At 58.4% G+C, this 24,039-nt stretch carries 19 protein-coding genes; 2 read left to right on the forward strand and 17 right to left on the reverse strand.

The features are described 5' to 3' along the window. Positions 1–184: 184 nt before the first annotated feature. The 11 genes from BFP70_RS10665 to chvE form a co-directional block, all read right to left on the reverse strand. Positions 185–1,258: an aldose epimerase family protein gene (locus tag BFP70_RS10665; protein WP_066011560.1), complete on the reverse strand. Its 1,074-nt coding sequence runs from the start codon at positions 1,256–1,258 to the stop codon at positions 185–187. After that, positions 1,248–2,189 (reverse strand): Gfo/Idh/MocA family protein, encoded by a 942-nt coding sequence (locus BFP70_RS10670; RefSeq protein WP_066011561.1) that lies wholly within the window; start codon positions 2,187–2,189, stop codon positions 1,248–1,250. Before BFP70_RS10670 ends, BFP70_RS10665 begins: the two co-directional genes overlap by 11 nt. Positions 2,190–2,251: 62 nt before the next feature. After that, entirely contained in the window at positions 2,252–3,121 is an 870-nt protein-coding gene (locus tag BFP70_RS10675; protein WP_066011562.1) for an SMP-30/gluconolactonase/LRE family protein, read from the reverse strand. Then, positions 3,118–3,732 (reverse strand): 2-dehydro-3-deoxy-6-phosphogalactonate aldolase, encoded by a 615-nt coding sequence (locus BFP70_RS10680; protein WP_066011563.1) that lies wholly within the window; start codon positions 3,730–3,732, stop codon positions 3,118–3,120. The genes BFP70_RS10675 and BFP70_RS10680 overlap by 4 nt, the downstream gene beginning before the upstream one ends. Next, complete coding sequence (locus tag BFP70_RS10685; protein WP_066011743.1) at positions 3,729–4,625, reverse strand: 2-dehydro-3-deoxygalactonokinase; 897 nt, start codon at positions 4,623–4,625, stop codon at positions 3,729–3,731. The genes BFP70_RS10680 and BFP70_RS10685 overlap by 4 nt, the downstream gene beginning before the upstream one ends. Next, positions 4,625–6,130, reverse strand: coding sequence for an aldehyde dehydrogenase (NADP(+)) (locus BFP70_RS10690; RefSeq protein WP_066011564.1), 1,506 nt, complete (start codon positions 6,128–6,130; stop codon positions 4,625–4,627). The genes BFP70_RS10685 and BFP70_RS10690 overlap by 1 nt, the downstream gene beginning before the upstream one ends. 29 nt (positions 6,131–6,159) lie before the next feature. After that, a complete protein-coding gene (araD, locus tag BFP70_RS10695) occupies positions 6,160–7,911 on the reverse strand; it encodes an L-arabinonate dehydratase (protein WP_066011565.1) in 1,752 nt (583 codons plus the stop codon). A gap of 15 nt (positions 7,912–7,926) precedes the next feature. Next, positions 7,927–8,886 (reverse strand): AraD1 family protein, encoded by a 960-nt coding sequence (gene araD1, locus BFP70_RS10700; protein ID WP_066011744.1) that lies wholly within the window; start codon positions 8,884–8,886, stop codon positions 7,927–7,929. A gap of 2 nt (positions 8,887–8,888) precedes the next feature. Continuing rightward, complete coding sequence (gene mmsB, locus BFP70_RS10705) at positions 8,889–10,109, reverse strand: multiple monosaccharide ABC transporter permease (RefSeq protein ID WP_066011566.1); 1,221 nt, start codon at positions 10,107–10,109, stop codon at positions 8,889–8,891. A gap of 12 nt (positions 10,110–10,121) precedes the next feature. After that, positions 10,122–11,639, reverse strand: coding sequence for a multiple monosaccharide ABC transporter ATP-binding protein (mmsA, locus tag BFP70_RS10710; RefSeq protein ID WP_066011745.1), 1,518 nt, complete (start codon positions 11,637–11,639; stop codon positions 10,122–10,124). Positions 11,640–11,755: 116 nt separating this feature from the next. After that, positions 11,756–12,808, reverse strand: coding sequence for a multiple monosaccharide ABC transporter substrate-binding protein (gene chvE / locus BFP70_RS10715; RefSeq protein WP_066011567.1), 1,053 nt, complete (start codon positions 12,806–12,808; stop codon positions 11,756–11,758). A gap of 117 nt (positions 12,809–12,925) precedes the next feature. On the opposite strand from chvE, the gene BFP70_RS10720 reads away from it, so the two are divergent. Next, the gene (locus tag BFP70_RS10720; RefSeq protein ID WP_141693170.1) at positions 12,926–13,900 is read left to right on the forward strand and encodes a LysR family transcriptional regulator; all 975 of its coding nucleotides are present in this window, start codon (positions 12,926–12,928) and stop codon (positions 13,898–13,900) included. A 119-nt stretch (positions 13,901–14,019) separates the two neighbouring features. Further along, positions 14,020–15,168, forward strand: a complete 1,149-nt coding sequence (locus BFP70_RS10725; RefSeq protein WP_066011568.1) for an outer membrane protein assembly factor — start codon at positions 14,020–14,022, stop codon at positions 15,166–15,168. Between the two features lie 7 nt (positions 15,169–15,175). Here BFP70_RS10725 and BFP70_RS10730 read toward each other — a convergent pair whose 3' ends face one another. The 6 genes from BFP70_RS10730 to BFP70_RS10755 are packed head-to-tail and all read right to left on the reverse strand — an operon-like array spanning position 15,176 to position 23,976. Continuing rightward, complete coding sequence (locus BFP70_RS10730) at positions 15,176–17,005, reverse strand: efflux RND transporter periplasmic adaptor subunit (RefSeq protein ID WP_066011569.1); 1,830 nt, start codon at positions 17,003–17,005, stop codon at positions 15,176–15,178. After that, a complete protein-coding gene (locus BFP70_RS10735) occupies positions 17,002–19,056 on the reverse strand; it encodes a hypothetical protein (RefSeq protein ID WP_066011570.1) in 2,055 nt (684 codons plus the stop codon). The genes BFP70_RS10730 and BFP70_RS10735 overlap by 4 nt, the downstream gene beginning before the upstream one ends. Beyond that, positions 19,053–21,194 (reverse strand): biotin/lipoyl-binding protein, encoded by a 2,142-nt coding sequence (locus tag BFP70_RS10740; protein ID WP_066011571.1) that lies wholly within the window; start codon positions 21,192–21,194, stop codon positions 19,053–19,055. The genes BFP70_RS10735 and BFP70_RS10740 overlap by 4 nt, the downstream gene beginning before the upstream one ends. Before the next feature lie 3 nt (positions 21,195–21,197). After that, positions 21,198–22,055, reverse strand: coding sequence for an efflux RND transporter periplasmic adaptor subunit (locus tag BFP70_RS10745; RefSeq protein WP_066011572.1), 858 nt, complete (start codon positions 22,053–22,055; stop codon positions 21,198–21,200). A gap of 8 nt (positions 22,056–22,063) precedes the next feature. Continuing rightward, a complete protein-coding gene (locus BFP70_RS10750; protein WP_066011573.1) occupies positions 22,064–23,662 on the reverse strand; it encodes a TolC family protein in 1,599 nt (532 codons plus the stop codon). An 11-nt stretch (positions 23,663–23,673) separates the two neighbouring features. After that, entirely contained in the window at positions 23,674–23,976 is a 303-nt protein-coding gene (locus BFP70_RS10755; RefSeq protein WP_066011574.1) for a DUF3467 domain-containing protein, read from the reverse strand. Between the last annotated feature and the right edge of the window lie 63 nt (positions 23,977–24,039).

Raw genomic sequence — 24,039 nt, forward strand, 5'->3', positions numbered from 1 at the left:
TGCGACAGCACAAGCACAAAGCACCACGGCCAGACAGGGGCATTTTTGACCAATCGGTCAGGGACATCGGGACATGATCCGCACAACACGTCAAGACAACTGCAGCCCATCGCGCCGCGTCACCGGTTTGAACCCGCAAAATTGCATAAAATTTCATCAACGCCAGACGCGTCGGGGCGTGGGCTTAAACCTGCCGGCCTTGCGCAAACAGATGCAGTTGCATCTTTTGGCTATAGGGCCGGTGCGGCCCATAGATCATATCAGGCGCGCCCCAATGGGCGGGCATATTCATTCCATTGGGCCATGGCTGCGGCTCTAGGCACAGCGCATCATGTGCCCGATAGGCCCGGCCCCCCTTACCGCTCACAGCCCCCGACAATTGCCCACCGGTATAAAGTTGCACGGCGGGCTGATCGGTTTGCAGATGCAGGCAACGACCAGAGCCGGGATCACACAACCGCAGCCAGCCTTCGTCCAAACACAGGCAATGATCATAATCCGCCAACAGCCCGCTGCGTATGGCGGTAAGAGGCTGACGCATATTACGAAAATCAAACGGCGTCGCCCCAACAGGCGCGGGCGCATGCGGGATCAAATCCGGACCCACAGGCAAATATCGTGCCGCAGGCGCGGTGATCTGCATCTCTAAGGCGGATTTGGGTCGGGCCGCCAGCGCGCGCCCGCCCGCAAGCGCAAAATAGCTGTGATGGGTCAACGCCAGCGGGGTTGGTGCATCGGTCTGCGCGACATAGGACAGGCCAAGCACCACACCGCCGCCCTTATCAGGATCGGCCGCACGCAGATCATATGTCAGCTGCAAATCCACCTGACCGGGAAAACCCTGATCCCCATCGGGGCTGGTCAGGCTCAGCGTGACATGTGTGGCGCTGTGATCCAGCAGCTTCCACAGCCTGCGATCAAACCCCTGCGCCCCGCCATGCAAACAGGTCGTGCCCTCATTTCGTGACAAATCATGGTGCCGTCCCTGCACGACAACCTGTCCCCCGGCAATCCGATTGGCCACACGACCAATCGTCGCACCAAAAAAGCTGCGATGCGCCAGATATCCATCCAAAGTATCATGGCCCAGCACGATATCATCGACCACGCCATCTGCATCAGGGCATAGCAGCGCCTGAACAGCCGCACCAAAGGTCATGATCCGCACCGTCACATTGTCCAACGCCAATGTCACACATTCTACGGCCCGACCATCGGGCAGATGCCCAAAGATCTGAACCTGCGGTCTAGGCGTCATGGAAGGCCTCGACCTCGGTTCTTTTGCCCAATAGAAACGCATCCGCAACCAGTTGCAGCGGCGTAACATCCACATCGGACTGCCCCGATGCGATTAAGGCGGCAAACTGTTGATACAGGCGCAGATATTCCTGATCCTGCGCTGTGATCACATCCGCGCCATCCACCACAAGCCGCGCGCCGCCATCATGCAACGTGACCGTAGCGCCCTGCGCGCGCACCACGATATCCCATGTCTGCGGCCCGGTCTGGCGCCAATCGAATACCGCAGATACAGGCGCGCCAGAGGCCATGCGCATTTCCATCTGCGCCGCAATCGGCGCCTGACAATTTTGCGGCACTTCCAACATCGCCTGGGTGACATGCACCGGTTGCGGTAAAATCCGCGTCAGAATTGATAAGGCATTGATACCCGGATCAAACACGCCCAAACCGCCCGGCTGCCAGATCCATTCCTGCCCCGGATGCCAGTGGCGCACATCCTCTTTCCAGGTAATCTCAACGCCGGTGATGGTGGCGCGCGACAAGATCCGCCGTGCCTCTTCCACAGCGGCAGCTTCGCGCGAATGCCATGTGGCAAACAGCGTCACACCGGCATCTTTCGCGATTTTCTGCAAGGCCTGCACCTCACAGACAGAGGCGCCGGGTGGCTTTTCCAACATCACATGACGCCCGGCGGCCAATGCTTGCGCGGCCTGATCAAACCGCCCCTGCGGCGGCGTGCACAGCGTGATCGCCGCCACATCCGGATGCGCCGCCAACAACGCGGAAATATCATGATGATGGGCCACGCCATCCAATGTCGCATTGCGGCTGGCCACGGCGGTCAGCTGCAATTGCGGCACCTGCGCGATAGACGGCAGATGCTGATTTCGCGCAATCGTGCCAAGCCCGACAAGGCCAAGCTGTATCAGGGGGCTTTGGTCAGCCATAGCTGGCTCCTATATATAAATCAGCGTGTTACGGATTTCGTCCCTGGGAAGTGGACGGAAGATCACATATGCGACAGATCAATGGCAGGCTCCGCCCGACCCGCGCCCGACCCGTGCAGCGCAAAGGTTGTCCCGGCCAGGGGGGCATCATTAAGCGCCTGCGCGGACATGCCCTCGGTCGCAGAGGTGCAAAACAGCACGTCCAATTGCGCACCACCAAAGGCCGGACATGTCACATGCGGCACCGGCACCGGATGTCGGGCGATAAACGCACCATCGGGGGACAAGACATGCACCGCCCCATCGCCCCAGCAGGCGACATGCAACCGCCCTAGCGCATCGGTGATCGCGCCATCGGGGTTCAACCCATGCGCGGCCAGATCAGCAAAAACACGTTCGGGACCATCGGGCCAGCCCTGCGCATTCAGCCCCACGGCAAATATCTTTTGCTGCGGCGTATCGGCATAATACGCGGTGGTGCCATCGGGAGAAAAACAGATCGCATTGGGAATGGTGATCCCCTGCACCACTGAGCGCAATGTGCCACGCCAATAGCGGTAGATCGCACCGGCACCGGGCTGTGCGCGCCGCCCCATCGTGCCAATCCAGAACCCGCCATGCGGATCGGCCCTCCCATCATTGGAACGGGTCAGGGTGTTATCGGCCTCTAGGTCCAGCAAACGGTGCAGCGCATGGCTGTCAATCCGATACCGCCACAGCGCCGATTGCGATGCCAGCACCATCGTATCATCATCCACCCATCCCGCTGCCGAGAACATCTCTGGCAGTGGCTGATCGCGGTTCATCCCTGTAGCGGGGTCATGCGACAGCAAACGCTGCCCAGTGATATCGAACCAGAACAATCGCTTAAGCCCCGGATGCCACAGCGCACCCTCGCCCAGGGCGCAGGGCTTGTGATCAAGCGGTGTCATGCTTCACCCCCGGCCGCGTCATCATAGGCGGCCACAATGGCCTGCGCCCGGTCGTGAATCTGATCGACGCTCAGACCCGGCGTATACAGTGCCGTTCCAAGGCCAAACCCATCAGCGCCGGCGGAAATCCATTGTGCGAAATTCTCTGGCCCTGCCCCGCCAACGGCATAGACAGGGCAATCGCGTGGCAACACGGCACGCATCGCCTTCAGCCCGGCAGGCCCGGCCATCGACCCGGGGAATAGCTTCAACCCATATGCTCCGGCTTTCAGCGCGCCAAAGGCCTCGGTCGGGGTAAAGACGCCGGGCCATGATTGCAGCCCCAGCGCAACGGTTTTGGCGATCACATCGGCGTCGAAATTGGGCGAGACGATCAACTGCCCCCCCACCGCCGCAACCTGTGTCACCTGCTCTACGCTCAGCACCGTTCCCGCGCCGATCATCGCATTGCCCTGTGCCATATCAACCATCGCAGAAATCGAATCCAGCGGATCGGGTGAATTCAACGGCACCTCAATCATAGTGATCCCGCAATCAATCAGACATTGCGCGACAGGCGCGGCATGATCTGGTGTGATACCGCGTAGAATTGCGATCAAGTTCCGTGTCATACGGTCTCCTTCCGGCGGGCCATTGCCAGCCCTTTGATGACCAAATCGGCCCCGTCAAATATGTGCGACCGATGGCCCAGCAACTGCAAGCCCTGCGCATAGCGCGCCGCCAGATCGCCACTGCCGATCACCGCGATGGGGCGGGTCGCGCGGCGAATATGGCGCAGCTCATCCCCGATCAACAGGCCCGACAGGCGCGCGCGGGCTTGCGCGGGCGTAAGGTCGTGCAAAAGCGCCTCCGCGCGCAAGGCAAACAGATGCGCCAAAGCCCCGGTTGCGCCCAGCTCAACACCCTTGGCAAAGGCCGCGCCCTGGGGACCCGCATCCGCGCCCTCCTCGGCCACCATAGACAGCCGCAAAACCGACTGCTGTGACAAAAGCGCGAACAGCTCCCCCGTCATATACGTGGTAAAACCGGTGACCGTTTGGCCCGCGACCATGACATGTTTTGAATGTGTGCCGGGCAAAATGACCTGATCGAACTGATCAGCGTGATCTGCCAGCAACCCGGCGATCTGCGTTTCCTCACCGCGCATCACATCCGCCGGGGCAGCTTGCGACAAACCCGGCACGATTTGCACCGCAATGCGTGGATCATCTGTGACAATCGTCATCAACGCACCCGCGCTGACCGCTGCACAGGGCAAGCCACGATACGGCGCCTCTTGCCAGCCCGTGCGCGCCCCGACCATGCCGCAGGCAATCACTGGCACGCGTGTTTTCTGGCCCAGCCACCCATCGATCAGCGCCAAAAGCGCAGGTTCAAACCCGTCGCGCGACAGCGTCCCCATCCCCGCAGCGGACGTGGCCTGATCCACAATCTGCGTCCCTGCCATCGCATAAGCCCGCAGATGCGACGTGCCCCAATCGACCGCAATCCAATCCATCTGCATCATTGCAAATCGCGCGGCAACAGCGCCTGCGGCAGGTTTTGATAACATACCGGGCGCAAGAAGCGCCGGATGGCCATTGTGCCCACAGAGGTGGCGCCGAAATTCGTGCTTGCGGGATAGGGGCCGCCGTGCACCATCGTGTCGCTTACCTCCACCCCGGTGGGAAAGCCGTTGACCATCACCCGGCCCGCCTTGCGTTCCAGCACCGGCATCAGGGCCTGCGCCGCATCCGTATCAGCGTCCTCCAAATGCAAGGTCACGGTCAACTGACCGCTAAGCGATTGCGCCACCTTGCGCATTTCATCCATATCGCGGACGGTCACCAGAATGCCGACCGGGCCAAAGATCTCATGCGCCAATGCCGGGGTGGTCAGCCAATCCTGTGCACTAACAGAAAACAGCCCCGGCGCACCGTTGCGCGCGTCACTGGTCGCATGCATTATAGGTCTCACCCCTTTGACCTGCATAAGCGCGTCAGTGCCCGCCCGGCAGGCCTGTGCGATCCCTTCGGTCAGCATGGGTTGTGGGCCCACGCCTTGCAACGCGACGCTTGCCGCATCGGCCACCGCGCTGGCCTGGCTGTCCAACACCACCGCCACGCCGGGATTGGTGCAAAACTGCCCCACGCCCATGGTCAAGGACCCCGCCCATGCTGTGCCAATCTGCGCGCCACGCGCCTGACCGGCCTGTGGTAAGATGAACATCGGGTTGATCGAGCCAAGCTCACCGAAAAATGGAATTGGAACGGGCCGCTGGGCGCACAGATCAAACAGCGCCCGCCCGCCGCGCAAACCGCCGGTAAAGCCCACTGCGCAGATCAGCGGATGGCAGACAAGCGCCGCGCCAACCGATTGTGCGCCGCCGTGCACGAAGGAAAACACGCCCGCATCCATGCCACATGAGGCAATCGCGGCGGTGATCGCCTCTGCCACCAGCTCACCCGTGCCCGGATGTGCCTCGTGTCCCTTCACGACAACAGGACAACCCGCAGCCAACGCAGAGGCCGTATCCCCGCCCGCCACTGAAAACGCCAATGGGAAATTCGATGCCCCGAACACCGCCACCGGGCCAATCGGACGCTGCATCATGCGCAAATCTGGCCGCGGCAAAGGCGCGCGGTCGGGCAAGGCCGGATCATGACGGCGATCCAGATAGGTCCCTTCGCGGATGTGGTTGGCAAACAGCCGTAGCTGCCCGGTGGTGCGCCCACGCTCACCGTCAAGACGCGCAACGGGCAGACCGGTCTCGGCGGTGGCAATCTGCGTCAAGGCCGCGCCGCGCGCCTCGATCTCATGTGCGATTGTGTCCAGCAATGTCGCGCGCGCCTCACGCGTGGTGGCGGCGAAACTGTCAAAGGCGGCCTCGGCGGCCAAAACGGCGCGGTCAATCAGCTCTGGGTTGCCTTTGGACACAGGATGACCGGGGCCGTCAATCTGGCTGGCGGTGAATGTGTCATCGCTGCCAATGCGGGCGCCCGCAATCAGATGTTGGCCGTGAAATGTCATTGCAAACTCCTTGAATTCAGTGCCGCCGCTTAGTGGCTGTCTTTGCCCACCGGATTGCCCCGGCAGCCCTTTAAGAAATCGAGATCCGCGCCTGTATCCGCGCCTTGAACATGTGCCTGATGCAGCCAGGCATAGCCACCGGTGGCCTGTTCATGCATCGGTTGCCACGCTGCCAGGCGCTCAGCCAATTCCGTATCCGAAATCTCCAGTGTCAGCGATCTGTTCGGAACGTCCAGCGCGATCATATCGCCGCTACGCACAACCGCAAGCGGGCCGCCCGCTGCAGCCTCTGGCGCAGTATGCAAAACCACGGTGCCATAGGCCGTGCCCGACATCCGCGCATCTGAAATCCGCACCATATCCGTGATGCCCTTTTTCAGAACCTTTGGCGGCAGACCCATATTGCCGACCTCAGCCATGCCCGGATACCCTTTTGGCCCGCAGTTTTTCATTACCAAAATACAGGTTTCATCGACGTCCAGATCGGGATCTTCAATCCGTGCTTTGTAATCATCGATATCTTCAAACACCACTGCGCGGCCGCGATGGGTCAGCAAATGCGGGCTGGCGGCCGAGGGCTTAAGCACCGCCCCCTTGGGCGCAAGATTGCCTTTGACCACCGCAATACCGCCCTGTGCCGTCAGCGGATTGTCCACCGGTCGGATCACGTCTTCATTGTGGTTCACAACGTCTTTGACCTCATCCCAGATTGATGCACCCGAGACCGTCAGCGCGTCTTTATGCAGCTGCCCAGCCTCACCCAATCTTTTAAGAACGACCGGTAAACCACCAGCATAAAAGAATTCTTCCATCAAATATTCACCTGATGGCATCAAATTTACAATGGTTGCCACATCGCGACCACAACGGTCCCAATCATCCAGCGTCACATCAACGCCCACACGGCCCGCCAATGCCAAAAGATGCACCACCGCATTGGTGGAACCGCCGATGGCCCCATTCGTGCGTATCGCATTCTCAAACGCATTTTTCGTCATGATATCAGATGGTTTTAAGTCATACTTAACCATTTGCACAATGCGGCGCCCCGACAATTGCGCCATCACACGGCGGCGGCTGTCCACCGCAGGGATCGCTGTATTACCCGACAGGGCCATACCAAGGCTTTCGGCCATGGACGCCATCGTTGAGGCTGTTCCCATTGTGTTGCAAGTGCCTGAAGAACGGCTCATAGAGGCTTCTGCCTCAAGGAAATCTTCTTGCGACATGGTGCCGGCCTTCACCGCCTCGGAAAATTTCCACAGATGCGTGCCAGAGCCCACACGCTCGCCACGGAAATACCCGTTCAGCATTGGCCCGCCCGTCACCACGATTGATGGGATATCGCAGCTGGCCGCCGCCATCATTAAAGATGGCGTGGTCTTGTCACATCCCACCAAAAGCACCGCACCATCAATCGGTTGTCCACGAATTGTTTCCTCAATCGCCAGGGCAGCAAGGTTGCGAAACATCATCGCCGTCGGACGGAAGGTATTCTCCGAGGCCGAAAAAACGGGAACCTCAACGGGGAAGCCGCCGGCCTCCCAAATACCGGCTTTGACCTTTTCAGCAAGCTCACGCAGATGGCCGTTGCATGGCGTCAGGTCCGACCATGTATTCAAAATACCAATAATCGGCCTTCCATCAAATAAATCATGTGGATAGCCTTGGTTCTTCATCCACCCGCGGTGATAGATCGTATCGCGCGAATTGCCCGAATACCAATGGGTAGAACGAAGTTTGCGCGGCCAAGGGGCTGGCGTGAAATCACTGGCTGACATGGGCTCGCTCCGATCTTAAAGGGGGCTGACGGCGGCAAGGCCGGCATCACTGGCTTGCGCCAAAGGGTTCACCAGGGGCTGGCCAAATTGCGGTGATGAGATTTCAAACACATCCCCCACCTGCGTGCGCACTCCCGCACCAAAGGACAGGGTTGCCGTGCCAAACATATGCACATGCAAATCCCCAGGGCGGCGGAAAGGCGCATATTTAAAATGGTGATGTTCCAGATTGGCGATGGAATGGGACATATTGTCTTCGCCCGATACAAAGGGCTGATCGAAGATCACCTGATCACCGCGCAAAACGCGCGAACGCCCCTCGATATGGCGCGGCAGATCCCCCACCAGAAGCTCTGGTCCGAACGACGCCGGGCGCAATTTTGAATGGGCCAGAAACAGGTAGTTTACCTTCTCGGTGACGTGATCAGAAAATTCATTGGCCAACGAAAACCCAACCCGGTGCGGCGTGCCATCAGGCCCGATCAGATAGAAACCGGCGATCTCTGGCTCCTCTCCGCCATCTTCGGCAAAGCTGGGCTGCAACAGTGGATCATGGCTGGCCACGGCCTCGGTGCCCGGCCCCTTATAAAACCATTCGGGCTGCACACCGGGCTGTCCGGGGGCGGGTTTTCCGCCCTCCATACCCATGCGAAACATCTTCATACTGTCGGTTTCAGTGGCTGCATCGCCATGCATCGCATTGCGCGTGGCCGCCGATCCGGTATGTGTCAGCCCGGTGCCACACAGATACATCCGCGCAGGTTCTGGATGGCGCAACGGCACATCCAACACCCCCTTGGCAGCCAACGCGGGCAGGTCCACGGCCTCGCCCCCCGCCGGGATCACGCCTGCCAAGGGTGCGGATTTCGCAATCGCCTCATTGGCCAGTTCAAAGATTGTTGTGCCTGCGATCAGTCGTGCCGCCTCGGCTTCGCGGACAATAACGCCGCCCGATTTCACTTGCGAAAGGAACATCATCAGCCTTGCTTTTGTTTGTTGTAAACATCGAAGATCACCGCCGCGAGCAACACGAGCCCCTTGATGATCTGTTGATAATCAATGCCAATCCCCATGATCGACATGCCGTTATTCATCACCCCCATGATGAAGGCACCGACAACGGCACCGACGATCTTACCCGAGCCGCCGGACATGGACGCCCCGCCAATAAACACCGCCGCGATTACATCCAGCTCCAGCGCGAAACCGGCCTTGGGGGTCGCCGTATTCAGCCGCGCCGCATAGATCAGCCCAGCTAATGCCGCCAGCACACCCATATTCACAAAGGCCAGGAAGGTCAGACGTTCCGTCTTGATCCCAGACAGTTTCGCGGCCTTTTCATTGCCGCCAAGCGCATAGATACGCCGCCCGATCACCGTATTCTGCGTGACAAAGGAATAGATTACGATCAGGACGCCCATCGTCACCAAGACATTGGGAAGCCCGCGAAATGTGGCCAGTTTGAACGCCAGGAACAGCAATGCACCCAAAACGATGGCATTGCGCGCCCAGAAGAATTTCACCGGCTCACCCACAATACCATAGGCGGCGTTGCGGGCACGGTCACGCAGGCCCAGCCACACGATAGTTGCCGCGGCTGCAACGCCGACACCCATCGCCAACACATTGAAATTGCGCGACCCCAACGCCGCAGCAATGCCAGAGGTCGCATCGCGGGGCAGAATATCGGGCACAAACCCGGTCGACAGCAGCTGGAAACCGCCCGGAAAGGGACCAACCGATTGGCCCTGCAACAGCCAGAGCGACGCGCCACGAAACACCAACATGCCCGCCAAAGTGACAATAAAAGACGGAATTTTCCAATAGGCCACCCAATAGCCCTGCGCAGCCCCGATCAGACCGCCCATCACCAGCGCAACCGGAATGGTCACTGCGATCGGCATATTCCACTCTACGATCATCACCGCCGAAAACGCGCCGATAAATCCCATGACAGAGCCGACCGACAGGTCAATATTCCCCGACACGATGACGATCAACATCCCCAACGCCATGATGATGATGAAACTGTTTTGTAAGAACAGGTTGGTGATGTTCACAGGCCGCATCAGCGTGCCGCCCGTGACGATCTGGAAAAAGACCATGATCGCGATCAACGCGAAAAGCAGACCATATTCGCGCATATGCGCCTTGAGATAGGATTTCAGACCGGTTTCGGTCGGCTCGCTCGATGGCATCGCCACTCCCCCTTATTCGTTGACGATGAGCGACATAATGCGCTCTTGGCTGGCCTCGGCGGCGGGTAATTCGCCCACGAAAGCCCCCTCATTCATGACGTAGATCCGGTCGCACATGCCCAGAAGCTCTGGCATCTCAGACGAGATCATGATCACCCCTTTGCCCTGTGCTGACAGGTCATTGATGATCGAATAGATTTCATATTTGGCGCCCACATCGATGCCGCGCGTGGGTTCATCAAGGATCAGCACCTCTGGTTCGGTGAACAGCCATTTGGCCAGAACCACCTTTTGCTGATTGCCCCCTGACAGGTTGCCCACCTGTTGCATCACTGATGGCGTGCGGGTGCGCAGCGCCTGACGGTAACGTTCGGCCACTTCGGTTTCGCGGGCCTCGGCCAGAACGCCTTTGGTTGAAACGCCTTCCAAATGCGCCAGCGTGGTGTTGAAACGGATCGTTTCATCCAGCACCAACCCAAGGGATTTGCGGTCTTCGGTAACATAGGCCAACCCTGCGTCAATCGCCCGGTCCACCTGCGACAGATCCGCCGGGCGGCCATGCAGCTTAACCTGACCCGAGATCGCCCGCCCCCAACTTTTGCCAAAGATTGACATCGCCAATTCGGTCCGGCCAGACCCCATCAACCCGGCAATGCCCACCACTTCGCCGGCGCGGACGTTCATACTGATATTATGGATCACCTGTCGTTCCGCATGATCTGGATGCCAGACGTTCCAATCATCGACCTGCATCACAATATCACCGGCATGGCGTTCACGCTCGGGGTAGCGTGCCGACATATCGCGGCCCACCATGTCGCGCACGATCTGGTCTTCTTCCAGACCTTTGCGCGCATCCAGCCGTGACACGGCCATACCATCACGAATGACCGTGACCGTATCGGCCACATAGCGCACTTCGTTCAATTTATGACTGATGATGATGCAGGTCACGCCCTGCGCCTTCAGACCCAGCATCAGGTCCAGCAGCTTACGGCTGTCATTTTCTTGCAAGGCCGCCGTTGGCTCATCCAGGATCAGCAGTTTGACATCCTTGGACAGGGCCTTGGCGATCTCAACCAGCTGTTGCTTGCCAACGCCGATACTGTCGACCAGCGTGCCGGGATTGTCACGCAGCCCCACCTTGGCCAGCAGCGCTTCGGTGCGGCCATAGGTTTCTTGCCATTGCATCACACCGGCTTTGGCGCGTTCATTTCCCAGAAAGATATTTTCCGCGATCGACAATTGCGGCACCAGGGCCAATTCCTGATGGATAATCACAATGCCGCGGTCTTCGCTGTCAGACAATGTCTTAAACTGTGCCAACGCGCCATCATAATAGATTTCGCCATCATAGCTGCCGGCCGGGTAAATCCCTGACAAAACCTTCATCAGGGTGGATTTTCCAGCCCCGTTTTCGCCACAGATCGCGTGAATTTCCCCCTGCGCCACCGAAAGCGAGACGCGGTCCAGCGCCTTAACGCCTGGAAATTCTTTCGTGATTTCGCGCATTTCGAGCAATGTCGTCATCGCCACACCCTTCAACACATGATCCATCACGGCACGGGCTTGATCCGCACCGAACGGGTCGAACAAATTGTTCGGTTGGGCTGCCCAGACACAACTGCGCAGCCCAAGGGGGAGGGTTAATCGATCTGATCTGCGGTATAGTAACCGGAGCCGATCAGCACCTCTTCAACATTCGACTTATCCACCGGAAGCGGTTCCAGTAGATAGGACGGAATGACCTTAACGCCATTGTCATAGGTTTCGGTGTCATTCACCTCTGGCTCGCCGCCATCAAGCATCGCATCGACCATATTAACGGTCACACGGGCCAATTCACGGGTGTCTTTGAAGATGGTTGAATATTGCTCATCCGCCAGAATGGATTTGACCGATTGAATTTCAGCATCCTGACCGGTGACCACCGGCAATGTCATATCGCCCGAGCCATAGCCAATCCCCTTAAGCGAGGACAAAATCCCGATCGACAGCCCATCATAGGGCGATAAGACCCCATGTACGTCTTTGTCGGTATAAGATGCCGACAAGATGTTATCCATACGCGCCTGTGCGGTGGCCGGATCCCAGCGCAGTGTACCGACCTTATCCATGCCCATCTGACCCGATTGCACAACAATCGTGCCGTCATCGATCAGCGGCTGCAGCACCGACATTGCGCCATTATAGAAGAAATACGCGTTGTTGTCGTCGGGCGACCCGCCAAACAGCTCAACGTTATAGGGGCCATCGCCAAAGCGTTCTTTCAACCCGTCAACCAGCGATGTCGCCTGTTGCACGCCCACTTTGAAATTGTCGAATGTTGCATAGTAATCGACATCGCCACTGTCGCGGATCAAGCGGTCATAAGCCACAATACGCACACCCGACGCTGCCGCATTTGCCAAAGCGTTGGACAAGGTCGTGCCATCAATTGCCGCAATGACCAACACGTCTACGCCTTTCGTGACCATGTTTTCAATCTGCGATAGCTGATTGGGGATGTCGTCCTCTGCATATTGCAGATCCGTTTCATAGCCCGCGTCCTGGAACTGTTTGACCATGTTATTGCCATCGTCGATCCAGCGCGCAGAGGATTTCGTTGGCATCGAGATGCCAACCATTCCATCAGCATGGGCTGCGGTCATGGCGATAAGGCTCACCGCGAGCGCACCCGCGAAGTTCATGAATTTCATCGATTTCCTCCCTGACAGAAGGCCCCTCCCCGGGCCTTCCTGATCGCCCTTGGACACCAAAGGCTGGCATAGGTGTATCCTTTGGTGACATACCGATCAAATACCAGTATCAGTGATATGTATAACAAAATAGGTATGTCGCATATGGCCCAATATTTGGAAAGCCTGCGCCCCGCACAAATCCGGCTTGTGGCGGCAATCGCGGAACATGGCCAGCTGCAGGTTGCGGCCTCTAGTTGCAAGATGACCCAGCCTGCCGCATCGCGGATGTTGGCAGAGATTGAACGCAATCTGGCCACCGCGTTATTTACCCGTAGCGCCAAGGGGATGGAGCCCACGAATGCAGGCGCGCTTTTGGCGCGACATGCCACGCGGATCAATCATGACCTGACGCGCATGGCAGAGGAATTTTCCGATCTGCGCGCCGGGCTTGGCGGAACAGTTCGGGTGGGTGCGGTGACCGGTCCCGCACTGGGGCATTTGGTGCCGGCGATCCAAAAGCTGAAATCCACGACCAAGGGGGTCGATATCTCGGTCGAGGTCGCCCCCTCTGTCGCCTTGGTGCAGGGACTGGAACGCGGCGATCTGGATTTTGCGCTGGCGCGTCTGCCGGCACATATGAACCAACGCGATTTCCATGTGGAACCTGCCCGCGATGAGATCGTGCGCCTGTTGGTGCGTGACAGTCACCCGATGCTGGCCCATGCACCAGTTGCGATAGGCGCGCTTAACCATCTGCCGTGGATATTGCAAGATCGCGGCGCACCGATCCGCCACGCGATTGAACTGGCCTTTAATGACGAAGGGATGGCCGCGCCCGAAGATATCACCACCACCTCATCTTTGCTGATGATCATTGCGCTGTTGAAACAATCCGATGCGATTGCCCCGCTTAGTCAGGAGGTGATTGACCTGATGCTGCACCCGCCTGTTTGCGCCGAATTTCGTGTTTTGACATTAAACCGGTTTGTGACGGTAGAGCCGTTTATGATTTTGCGTGGCCGTGGCCGGACCTTGTCACGCGCGGCAGAGCGGCTGCTGGAGCTAACCCGTGCAAGTATCGCCCAATTTGACCCACCCAAAACAGTATAAACGGCCCAAGGCACGCGGTTATTCAAAGTTTCGCTTACATTAGGGACTCATATCTTCAAAAACCTGTGATACGCTATCTGAACCCTATGCAGGTGCTACCTAAAATATCGGAACAATTGATGACGTATTGGACCATTCCATCTGCCGTATGTGTCAGCGTGATTGCCCATGTTGCAGCCGCGCAAACACTGCCAGATGGGACCAGCGATCCCATGGCCGATCCAGTCGCCTATCAGCTGCAAACACCGCAAGATCAGGGCAGTTTAACCGCAGGTATCTGGTATTCCCAAGCCGAGGCGGCATCTGTTTCCTTGGGGATAGAACAAGACAAGCTGTTTGGAACAGATGAGAATTTTCGGCTGGGATTAGAGGCCAGCGGCTACACACAGATCGCGCATGTCACCTCAACCGACCCGGATTTCTACGAATCCATCTATTCCCGTCAATTGGCGTTTTCACTGACCAATCTACAGCCCAACCGGACGCAAAATGGTGATTATTCCTTTTCCAGCGCCGAAGCGAGCATTGGCTTTGGCCGTCATCTGACCCCGGATCTTGCCATCAGCTTTGGATTGGGCGTGGCGCAAACTCGGATCGAGGACAGCGTTGATCTGCCCGTTTTCATTCGCGATTATATCAGTGCCGAGGGAGAGACCAACTCTTCGGCCTTTACCTTTATAAATCTGTTTTTGGATCGCTCGGATGGCTCTGCAGATCCGATGCACGGATATCAAATCGGTTGGGCGAATGAGCTGGGCACGGTATCGGGCACCACCTATCTTAAATCGCAGGCCAATGCGCATTACTATCACCCGTTCTTGTCGCGCGGGCGGTTGCATCTGCGCGGTGACATCGCGCTGGGCGAGGTAATCGGATCAGGCACTTATCCGATCTATGATAATTTCTATGCGGGCGGTCCGGGCAGTGTGCGCGGGTTTTCCCAAAATACGCTGGGCCCGACCTCGGCGATCCCAAACAGCGCAGCACGGGCCTATTCAGGCGGTGCATTCCGTGTAACAGGCGGGGCAGAACTGTCGCAAAAATTCACGACGCGTGAGGATGTCCACGCGCTTGCATTCTTTGACTTTGGTAATGTGTTCAGTGACATGTCCACTGCACGCAGCGATGATCTGCGCAGCGCCATCGGGATTGGCCTGCGCTGGGACAGCCCAATTGGCGCGATCAATATCTATTATGCGCAGGCGCTCAATGACCGCGCCAGCGATGAGACAGAGCCGTTGCAATTCACCCTTGGGACACGGTTCTGACGCCGGTTCAATACCACAGCAACAGGCGCAGATAATCGGCAATCTGGCGCGTGGCGATCCAGCCAATCGGCCTGCGCCCGGCGGAGATTTTCGCAACCCCCGTCATACCTGGCAACCACCAACCTGCATCGGGCGCGCCTGGCACCATCTGTCCAAAGCGGATGGGAAATACATTTTGCGCATCTTGCACGCTCGGCGCTGGAATGATCCGATCTACCGTGAAGCCATAGCTGTCTTGAGGTTGGGCCAACAGTGTCAGACGTGCGGGCTGACCAGGGATGATATAGGACAGATCGCGCTCTGACACAGCGGCCTCGACATACAGCGACCCAAGTGCTGCAAGCGTGACCAATGGCTCGCCTCGGCGCACGGCCTCGCCAATTTTCTTGGCGGGCTCGCCATCCACCACCACCCCGTCAATCGGGGCCAGCGCGGTCGCCGATGCAAGGCGTTGATCAATCTGTATCAGCTTTGCCTTGACCTCTTCCGCCTTGGCCTGTGCAATCTGCATTTCGGACAGCTGCCCCATAGAGCGGCGGATCTCCGCATCGCGGTTCGCCTGAGCCAATTCCGCCAACAATGTCGAACGTTCAAGCGTAAGCTCTTGATCTGCCATCTGAAACAAAGGATCGTCCTGCGTGACCGTATCGCCCAGAATAATCCGACTGTTTGCGATATAGCCATCGAAGGGCGCGCCAATAAAGGCCATCTGATCGGCCTTTAGCACCGCCGTTGCGGAAATATTGAACGGGATTGGGACGCATAGAACACCGATCACCGCCGCCACAGCCCCCGCCAACAGTCTGCGCCCCGCCCCGGAAGACGGGCGCAACTGCGCAGGGATGGACGGCACAACGGCCCGCCACAGCCGCACCGGCAACCAGCGCGTGTCCCGATGCAGCCACGACAACGGCGCTTGCACCATTTCGCAATGCAGTCGCAGCGCCCAGTGTTCTGCGGCGGAAAAGCCCCGGCTTTGGCGTTCCAGCACCACTGCGCCCAATGGACGGGTCGTCCCATCAGGCAAGGTTTCAATCATGGGCAAGGTGATCAAATGCCCCGGCTGGACCAAAGCGGCATACCGCCCCTGAGCATGGGCAACTGCACGATCGGTATTTGGCCACGTCACTTCTACGCCTTGGGTCAGCGCCTCTTGCGCGGCCTCCTCCACCAAAGCGGAGGCTTCGGTGCGCCGCTCCAACCGCTCTGCATGGCTGATGGCGCGCAGCCGCATCCCTTCGCGGGCATGCCACACGACCGAGACGGATTCGCATGCGAACTGCTCTGATAAACCATTGGCCAGTGCCAATGCCGCCCGGTCAAACGTGTCGCAATCCAACACCTTTCCCAACAGCTCTAAGGTCAGGGCCAGCCGCGCCCCATCACGCCCTGCCTGCCGGGTTTTGCGCCCCATTTCAAAGGCCAGCGGCACAGCGCATAACGCATTTAGCCGCACCATAGCCTGTTGGATATTTGCTTGCGCCTGCCCAAATTGTGCAATCAACGCAACCTGTTGTGTCTCGTCTTCGACCTGAATTCGGCACATGATGATCTGACCGCCGGGCGTTTGGGCTTGCGCCACCCCATCGCGGTGCATCTGCTGCATCACCGTATCGGACGGTGGGGGCAACACCGCCCCCTTGGGCAGGCTGTCAAGCGTGCTCCATTGCGCGCGATCATTGCCCAAGGGCGACCACATCACAGCCACCTGCTCGGCACCGGACAGATGCCTGCCCGCAGTGCAAAAATTGTGCCAAAACTGCGCCGCAGTTCCGCTGAAATCGGCCAGTGCGCGGATGATCTGCGCGTTCTCTGCGGGGGCCGTTGGCTGTGTCATATCGTTCCCTTTTCCACCGCAAGTTCGCTGTCCAGCGTCGCTTGTCGCTGTGCCACTGCCAACCGTTCGGCCCGGGTCTGCGCAATCCACACCATTGGTCCAGCCAAAGCCAAACGGCCCATACGCCCCCAGATCCACGCCATCAGCGGCGGCAAAAAGCGGCGCATCACTTCTTCATCCATTGACAGGTAAAAACACGCGCTGCCCGGATCGCCCTGTCGTGCACAGCGGCCAATCAACTGCCGATCAATACGTGAAAAATCATTGGTCTCTGCAATGATCACATGCAGCCCGCCGGTTGCGCGCACTGTGTCGTCGATCTTAATATCCGTGCCCCGACCGGCCATATTCGTGGCGACGGTAATCGTGCCCGCCTGCCCTGCCAACGCGACAATCGCGCTTTCTTGTGCGTCATTTACGGCGTTTAGCACCGCGACCGGGCGCTCTGGCGCGATCTGTTGAAACGCCTGATACAGTGCATCACTGGTCTGCACGCTGCGCACCCCGATCAAGATCGCGCGGCCCTGTTCTGCCAGCGTCAAGGCATCACGCGCCACCGCCTGCATCTTTTGATCTTGGGTGTGAAACACTTTGCGCGGCCATATTTTGCGCTGCACAGGCCGATGGGTTGGCACCCGCACAGTGATTAGCCCATAGGTGCTGGCAAATTCGCCGCGCGCCTCCTTGGCTGTGCCAGTCATGCCGCCGATCTTTGGCAAACGTTTGAAATAGCGCTGAAATGACAGCCTTGCGCGGACCTCGCTTGGCGGAGATATCTCCAGATCCAGACTGGCCTCTAACACCTGTTGCATCCCCAGGGACAGGGTGCGCGACCGCGCAAGCCGCCCTGTCAGCTCATCCACCAGCACGACCTTGCCGTCTTCGATCACATAATGTTCGTCGCGCCGCATCAAATGGCTGGCATACAGCGCCAGATGCACCAATTCCTCGGCCCGGTCGCGGCGCTGCCAAAACGGTCCAGCATCATGGGTCAACGTATGCACATGCGTCCGACCGTCGCGCGTCAATTCCACGGTGCGCAGCGTCGCATCAAGGCGATAATCCACATCCGAGCGCAGCGCACGCGCAATGCGCACTGCCGTCAGCGCAGCGCGTTCCAACAAATCATCGGGATGCGGCGCCGAGATGATCAGCGGCGTCACCGCCTCGTCGATCAAAACGCTGTCTGCCTCATCCACGATCACCTGATGCACGCCGACCTGCACGATCTGCCCGTTGTCCCCCACCGCACCACCGGCGCGCGCCGTTCGCAGTGCCACAATCAATCGGCTGTTTTGTCCCTTCAGCGCCAAATCATCACGCAGGTGGTCGGCCAGAAAATTCTGCGCGGTCGTATAAACGATATCATGGCGATAGGCCGGGCCACGCGCCGGCGGCGGCGTATCGCCTGTCAAGCTTGCGGCGCTGACACGGCACAATGCAAACAATCGTTGATTGATGTCGCAATCGCGTGCAGCCAGGTAATCGTTTGACGTCACAACATGACAGGCCATCCCACGCCACGCTGCGGCAATCGCTGCCATGCTTGCGGTCAGGGTTTTGCCTTCGCCTGTGGCCATTTCGGCAATTGCCCCTTCCAACAGGGCCAGCGCGCCGATCAACTGTTCGCGGTGCGGGCGAAAGCCGTTGATCCGGCGCACGGCCTCACTGATGGCGGCAAAGCCCACCAGATCGGCCGTCCCAACCCGCCGGGCGCGCAGATCATAGGACATGCGCATATCTTGCGCGGCACGCGCCAGAACGTCGCCAAATTGCGCCTGTGACAAGGGTTCATGCGCCGCGCGCGCTGCAATGATCCCATCGGCCAACTGCCCCAGCCGGGGTAAAGGCGGCACAAGCTTGCCCAGCCCTGCGGCCAATCGCATGCCCCAAAGATCCAGCTTCACAGGTTTGATATCGTCGCAGTGGCTGGCCAGCAGCCGTAGATGCCGTGAGGGTTGCGCGCCCTGCGCCCCGCCCTGCGGCCAAATCGCATCACGGTCACGCAGGGCATACCGTGCCACCAGATCATCAAGCGTGCGCCGGGTCATAGTTTATACCGCTGTTGGAAGAATTGCCGGACGGCACGAAACCCTTGCTGTGCCAATGGCTTATAAGGAAGGCTCATGCGCATCCAACCCGAGCGCCCCTCTATCGTATCGGAGCTGGGCAACAGCGTCGCGCTGAGCAGGAAGAACCGCTCCACCGCCCGTGCGGCCTCAGGGTCCTCGGTTGAGATTGCAGTGCCGCCCCCTGCCAACGGGCTAAGCGCGAGTGAGGGCAACTCCCGCCGGGAATAGGGCAAAATTTGCAACTGCTCCACATGCAGTGTTTGTGCCCGCGCACCTTCAACCTTGATTGACACATCCTGCGCTGTCAAACCGCCGATCCCATCCGCCGTTTCCTGCCGCAATACCGCCTGAAACAGATAGGTCTGATCATCCAAAACCGTGCCGATTTCTGTGCCACGGCCCAACCAATTGCCCTGCTGACCGCGCAGCGCCTCATGCACCCACACACCGGAATGCGGCGCGCGGATGGTCAGCTGCCCAAGCTGCGTGGTGATATGTGCAAGACTGCGGTCCACAGTGCTAAGCTCTTCTTCGATCGCGGCCAGCTCTTGTGCCCCCATGGCGATCGCCTGTGCTTTGCGCGCCAATGCCCCGCTGCGGCGTGCCAACAAGGCGTTGCGCTGCTGCTCCAGCTCTGGATTGATCAGCTGCGCAAGGACGTCACCACGCGCCACCCGGTCCCCGTCTCGCAGCGTTGATTGGGCCAATTTCCCCGCCACAGGCACGAAAACCCGCGCCTGCACCTGTGCTTCAATCACCCCATCAAGGCGGCGATTGTCAGGTAGCGGCAGGGCAAAGATCATCAGAACAATCACCGCCACACCGGCCCCGGAAAGCCCCAGAATATTGCGATGTTTGCGAAGGAAATACGGGCTTCTCAAGGGTTTCAACGCTTTGGCCACAGGTGCGATAAAGGCATTATAAGACAGCGCAAACGCCACCAACAGGCCCAGCCCAAAATATTGATCCGCCACGAACAACACGATGCCCAGCATGATCATAATGCGGTAAATATTCGAGGTGACAAAAAACGCGATCAAAAACAAGCGCCTGCGGGGTGACACCCGATCATTGGGGTTGATCTGTTCAGCCAGAACCTTTGTGCGAAACAGCGCGACGACCTGCGCCTTGGAAGCCGTGTGCAGATTGGGAATTTCAACCAGATCCGACAGGATGTAATAGCCATCAAACCGCATTAACGGGTTGATATTAAAAACAAACGTATAAACTGCGGTGACGAACATCAAATTCAACGCGATCTCATTCACCGCACCGGGCGGTGAATAGGCCCAGACCACCGTGGCCACCGCGCAGGAAATCAGATCGGCATACATGCCCGCTGCCCCCACGGCCGCACGTTTCCACTTATCTCGGAAATTCCACACCGCAGTCAGATCGGCATAGGGCAATGGCGTCAACATCAGCAACATGATCCCCATTGTGCGCACATGGCCGCCAAAAAATTTGGTCAGCGCAGCGTGGGACAGCTCATGCAGGAAATGTGTGATAAAAATTGCGACATACAGCGGGATCAAATTGCCCATCTGTAAAATCGAGGCCGATTGCGCGAAAGCCCGATCCGCATTGAGTATAAATTCAATCGCAGCCCAAATCAGCAACAGCCCCATACACACCAGCATAGGCCAGCTGTAAAACGCCCTGATACTGCGCTGGTGACGGTGCAAAAACGGTTGTGGATCCCAAAGCGGCACGCGAAAAAACAGCAGCTCTGAAATACGGGCAGGCAGTGGTTTCTTCTTTTTGGCCAGCGCACGTTCCAGAATGTGGCTTTCATTGACCCCACCTTCAACATAAATCAGGTTCGCCCCATATAGCGCCGAAATCAGGTCGAAAAAATCTTGCTGCCCTGGTGCGGTTTGCGGCGATGTATCGGCATAGCTGCGCCAGATGTCATTCAATGTTCGATCCGGTGCAATCTGCAATATCAGCGCATGGGTCTGCGGACGTGCGCGGAAAAAACCACAATGCGCCGCCTCGTAATACACATACCAATCCTCGTTGCGATAACTGTGCTTGCGCACCGACACGCCCGGACGCAGACCGATGCGCAGATGGGCGATGCGATGCCATTGGTCGTAAAACGTCCGTTTCGCCACAGGTTACGGGCCCGGCTGCAATGTCAAAATAGCCGAGGTTCCGGGGCTCAGCCATACGGGCGCATCAATAATTTCAATTTTTACCCGACGCAAACCACTGGCCGGATCCACCACCGGAGACACAAAGCTGACCCGCCCGGTAAATTGCGCGCCGCGCCCAACATTGAACAATGTCACCTGCGCATCGGGTGACAGGGTTTCCGCCCGCACCACCGGTAGATTGGCCACAAAAAACAGTGCGCTGGTATCGCATAGTTGTAAAACCGGGTCGTTGGCCTGCGCGCTTTCCCCCGTGCGGCGGATGATCTTGGCAATGATCCCGCCCGTAGGCGCATGCAGGTTGCGCCGTTTCAGGCTTTGCTCGGCGGTTTGGAAATCCAGCTCTTCTATGTGTTTTTGGGTTTGCAGCCGCTGCAATTCAGTCACGGCCAGATCATAGGCCAATTGACGGTTTTGCAATTCCTCCAGGCTGATCCCGCGCGCGGCATCATAGACCTTTTGCCCGGCATCCAGCTGTTGGCGCCCCACGGTAACACGCGCCTGCGCGGCGTTCAGATCGGCCTGGCTGTCGGCCAGGGCACGACGTCGGTCGACCTCGATCCGCTCGATTTCTTGATCCAACCGCATCAACGGGGCGCCGGCGGGCACCACCTGCCCCTCTGTCACTAGGGTCTGATCAATCAGGCCCGACACTGCAAAGGACAATGCCAGATCATCGCGGCATTCGACAATCCCGCGCAGCTCTGCTCCGCTGCTGTTCAGACCGACCGTGGCGTAATCCGCAGGTCCCACCTGCGCGCCCGCACCGCTGGCCAAAACACACAGGCCAAACACCGCATTTACAAAGCTTTTGACCGTCATAATGATCGTTACTCAAGCCCCATACGCGTCAACAGGCTGCCATCCACCTGCGACGCAAGATAGCTTGACAGGTTCAACTGCGCGATGGCATCGGCGCGCGCCTCTTTGGCGATCGACAGATTGATCTGGCTGCGCAACACATCAATGGCAGAGCTGTTGCCGCTACTGGCATTCGCCTGTTCAGTGCGCAACAGTTGCTCTTGTGCGGCGATGATTTCATTTTGATAGCGCAGGTTTTCCCGCGCCCGGTCAAGGATAGAGCCAATCCCGTTCAATTCCCCCGCGACGCGCTGCCGATAAGCTTTCATCGTCAGTTCGGCTTGTTTTTCGCGCAGGATAGCGGCCTGATATTCCGCCTTCTCGGTGATATTTCCGCCCAAACCTCGACGGAATTCAAAGCCGATCCGCCAGTTCTGATAGGGGTTATCGGCGTTAAACACATCGCGGAACGGTATGGTTTCGCCCGATAATTGCGTCTTTTTCAGATCCAGCACAAGATTGGCTTCGGGCAGGGTCTGATTTTCCGCAACCAGCCGCATCACCTCTTCGCGTTGAATGCGCAGCGCGTTTATCCTGCTCTCGGGGCGGCGTGCGTAAACCTGATCCAGGGGCGGCAAAGCGGCACTGGACAATTGCTTGGCCGGCAAAAGCGACAACCCCTGTGAGGGCATCCATTTCCCATCTGCCGCCCCGTGATCAAGCGCCAGGAAAAAGATCTGCAAGGCAGCGATTTGTTCATTCAGCTCTTGCTGCGCCAGGGTCAATGCGGCACGGCGTTCAGCCATTTCCGACGCGGCCTGTGTCAACGCGGATTGCCCCAAGATCCCTTGTGCCACCTGCTCTTGCAATTCGGTGTGATGGCGCGCGGCAAGATTGGCGGTTTGCTGACGCCAATGCACCCGGCTTTGCGCACGCTGCACAAAGATATAGGTTTTGATCCCGTCAAACAGGCGCTGGGTTTTGATCAGCCGGACGGTTTCTTCTGCGATGGATTTATCAATATCGGCCACCACCACAGAGGAGGTATTCACCACCTTGCCAGAGTTTTTAGCCAGCGGCGCTTTTACACTCACCCCCAGCGCGGCATTGCGTTCGGGCGATGGCAAAGCCGCCGAAGATTGCAGTGAATTGGTGATCTGCCCCATTTCATAATACAGGTTCACCGAGATGCCGTAGCTGTCCTTCAGCTCCACCCCCAGCTTGCCCGTGGTGCCATATTCCTCATAGGGGAAGGGCGTACCATTGGCATCAGTGCCCGTGCCCATCGATAAGAAATCCGCTGCGCTGGTCTGTCGGCGCTCTCCTGCGCGGCTGATATCGGCGTAGAATATCGGCTCGAACTGACCGCGCGCGCCGATACTTTGTTGCTTGGCAATCTCAACTTCCAGGGCTTGCGCCTGAACGCTTTCATCCCAATCGGCCAGAACTTTGGCAAATTGCGCAAGGCTCAATCGGCCCGCCTGCACATCGACCCCGGCCGGTAAGGCGCGCAAGCTCATGGCTGAGCCAGCAGCCGGCTGTGTTCCGGGCCGATTTGGGTTTGGCTCACAAGCCGCCAGAACCATCGCGCCAAGAACATATCCGGTAACAAGGATCGCAGGTTTCATCAGATAATTCCTTAAGCGATTTTGCCGACCTGTTTTTCATATTCTCCCAGCACGCGTTGCAGGGTTTCCGACAGGCTTTTGGCAACGGAAGGGGTCAAAATAATGCGCGAGGACAGGGCGATCACGACCTCTTCCTCCACTGCGCCCCATGTTTGATTGGTGCCAAACAATAGCGTGACCTCATCCTTGCTCATGCCGACATTTGCAACATTGGCATAGTTGCTGGACATCTTCGTGTCATCAAACCGCACGCGCACATCGCGGGTGGGTTTTTCGGATTTTTGTGCAGTCTCATTTTGGTCAGTGGATGCCATCTGGCCCTCCTTGGTCGTTCGGCCCGGCGCGTTTTAACCGGGCATAGTCCTATCGGTGGCGGA

The sequence above is a fragment of the Thioclava sp. SK-1 genome (genome assembly GCF_001705665.1).
Lineage (GTDB): Bacteria > Pseudomonadota > Alphaproteobacteria > Rhodobacterales > Rhodobacteraceae > Thioclava.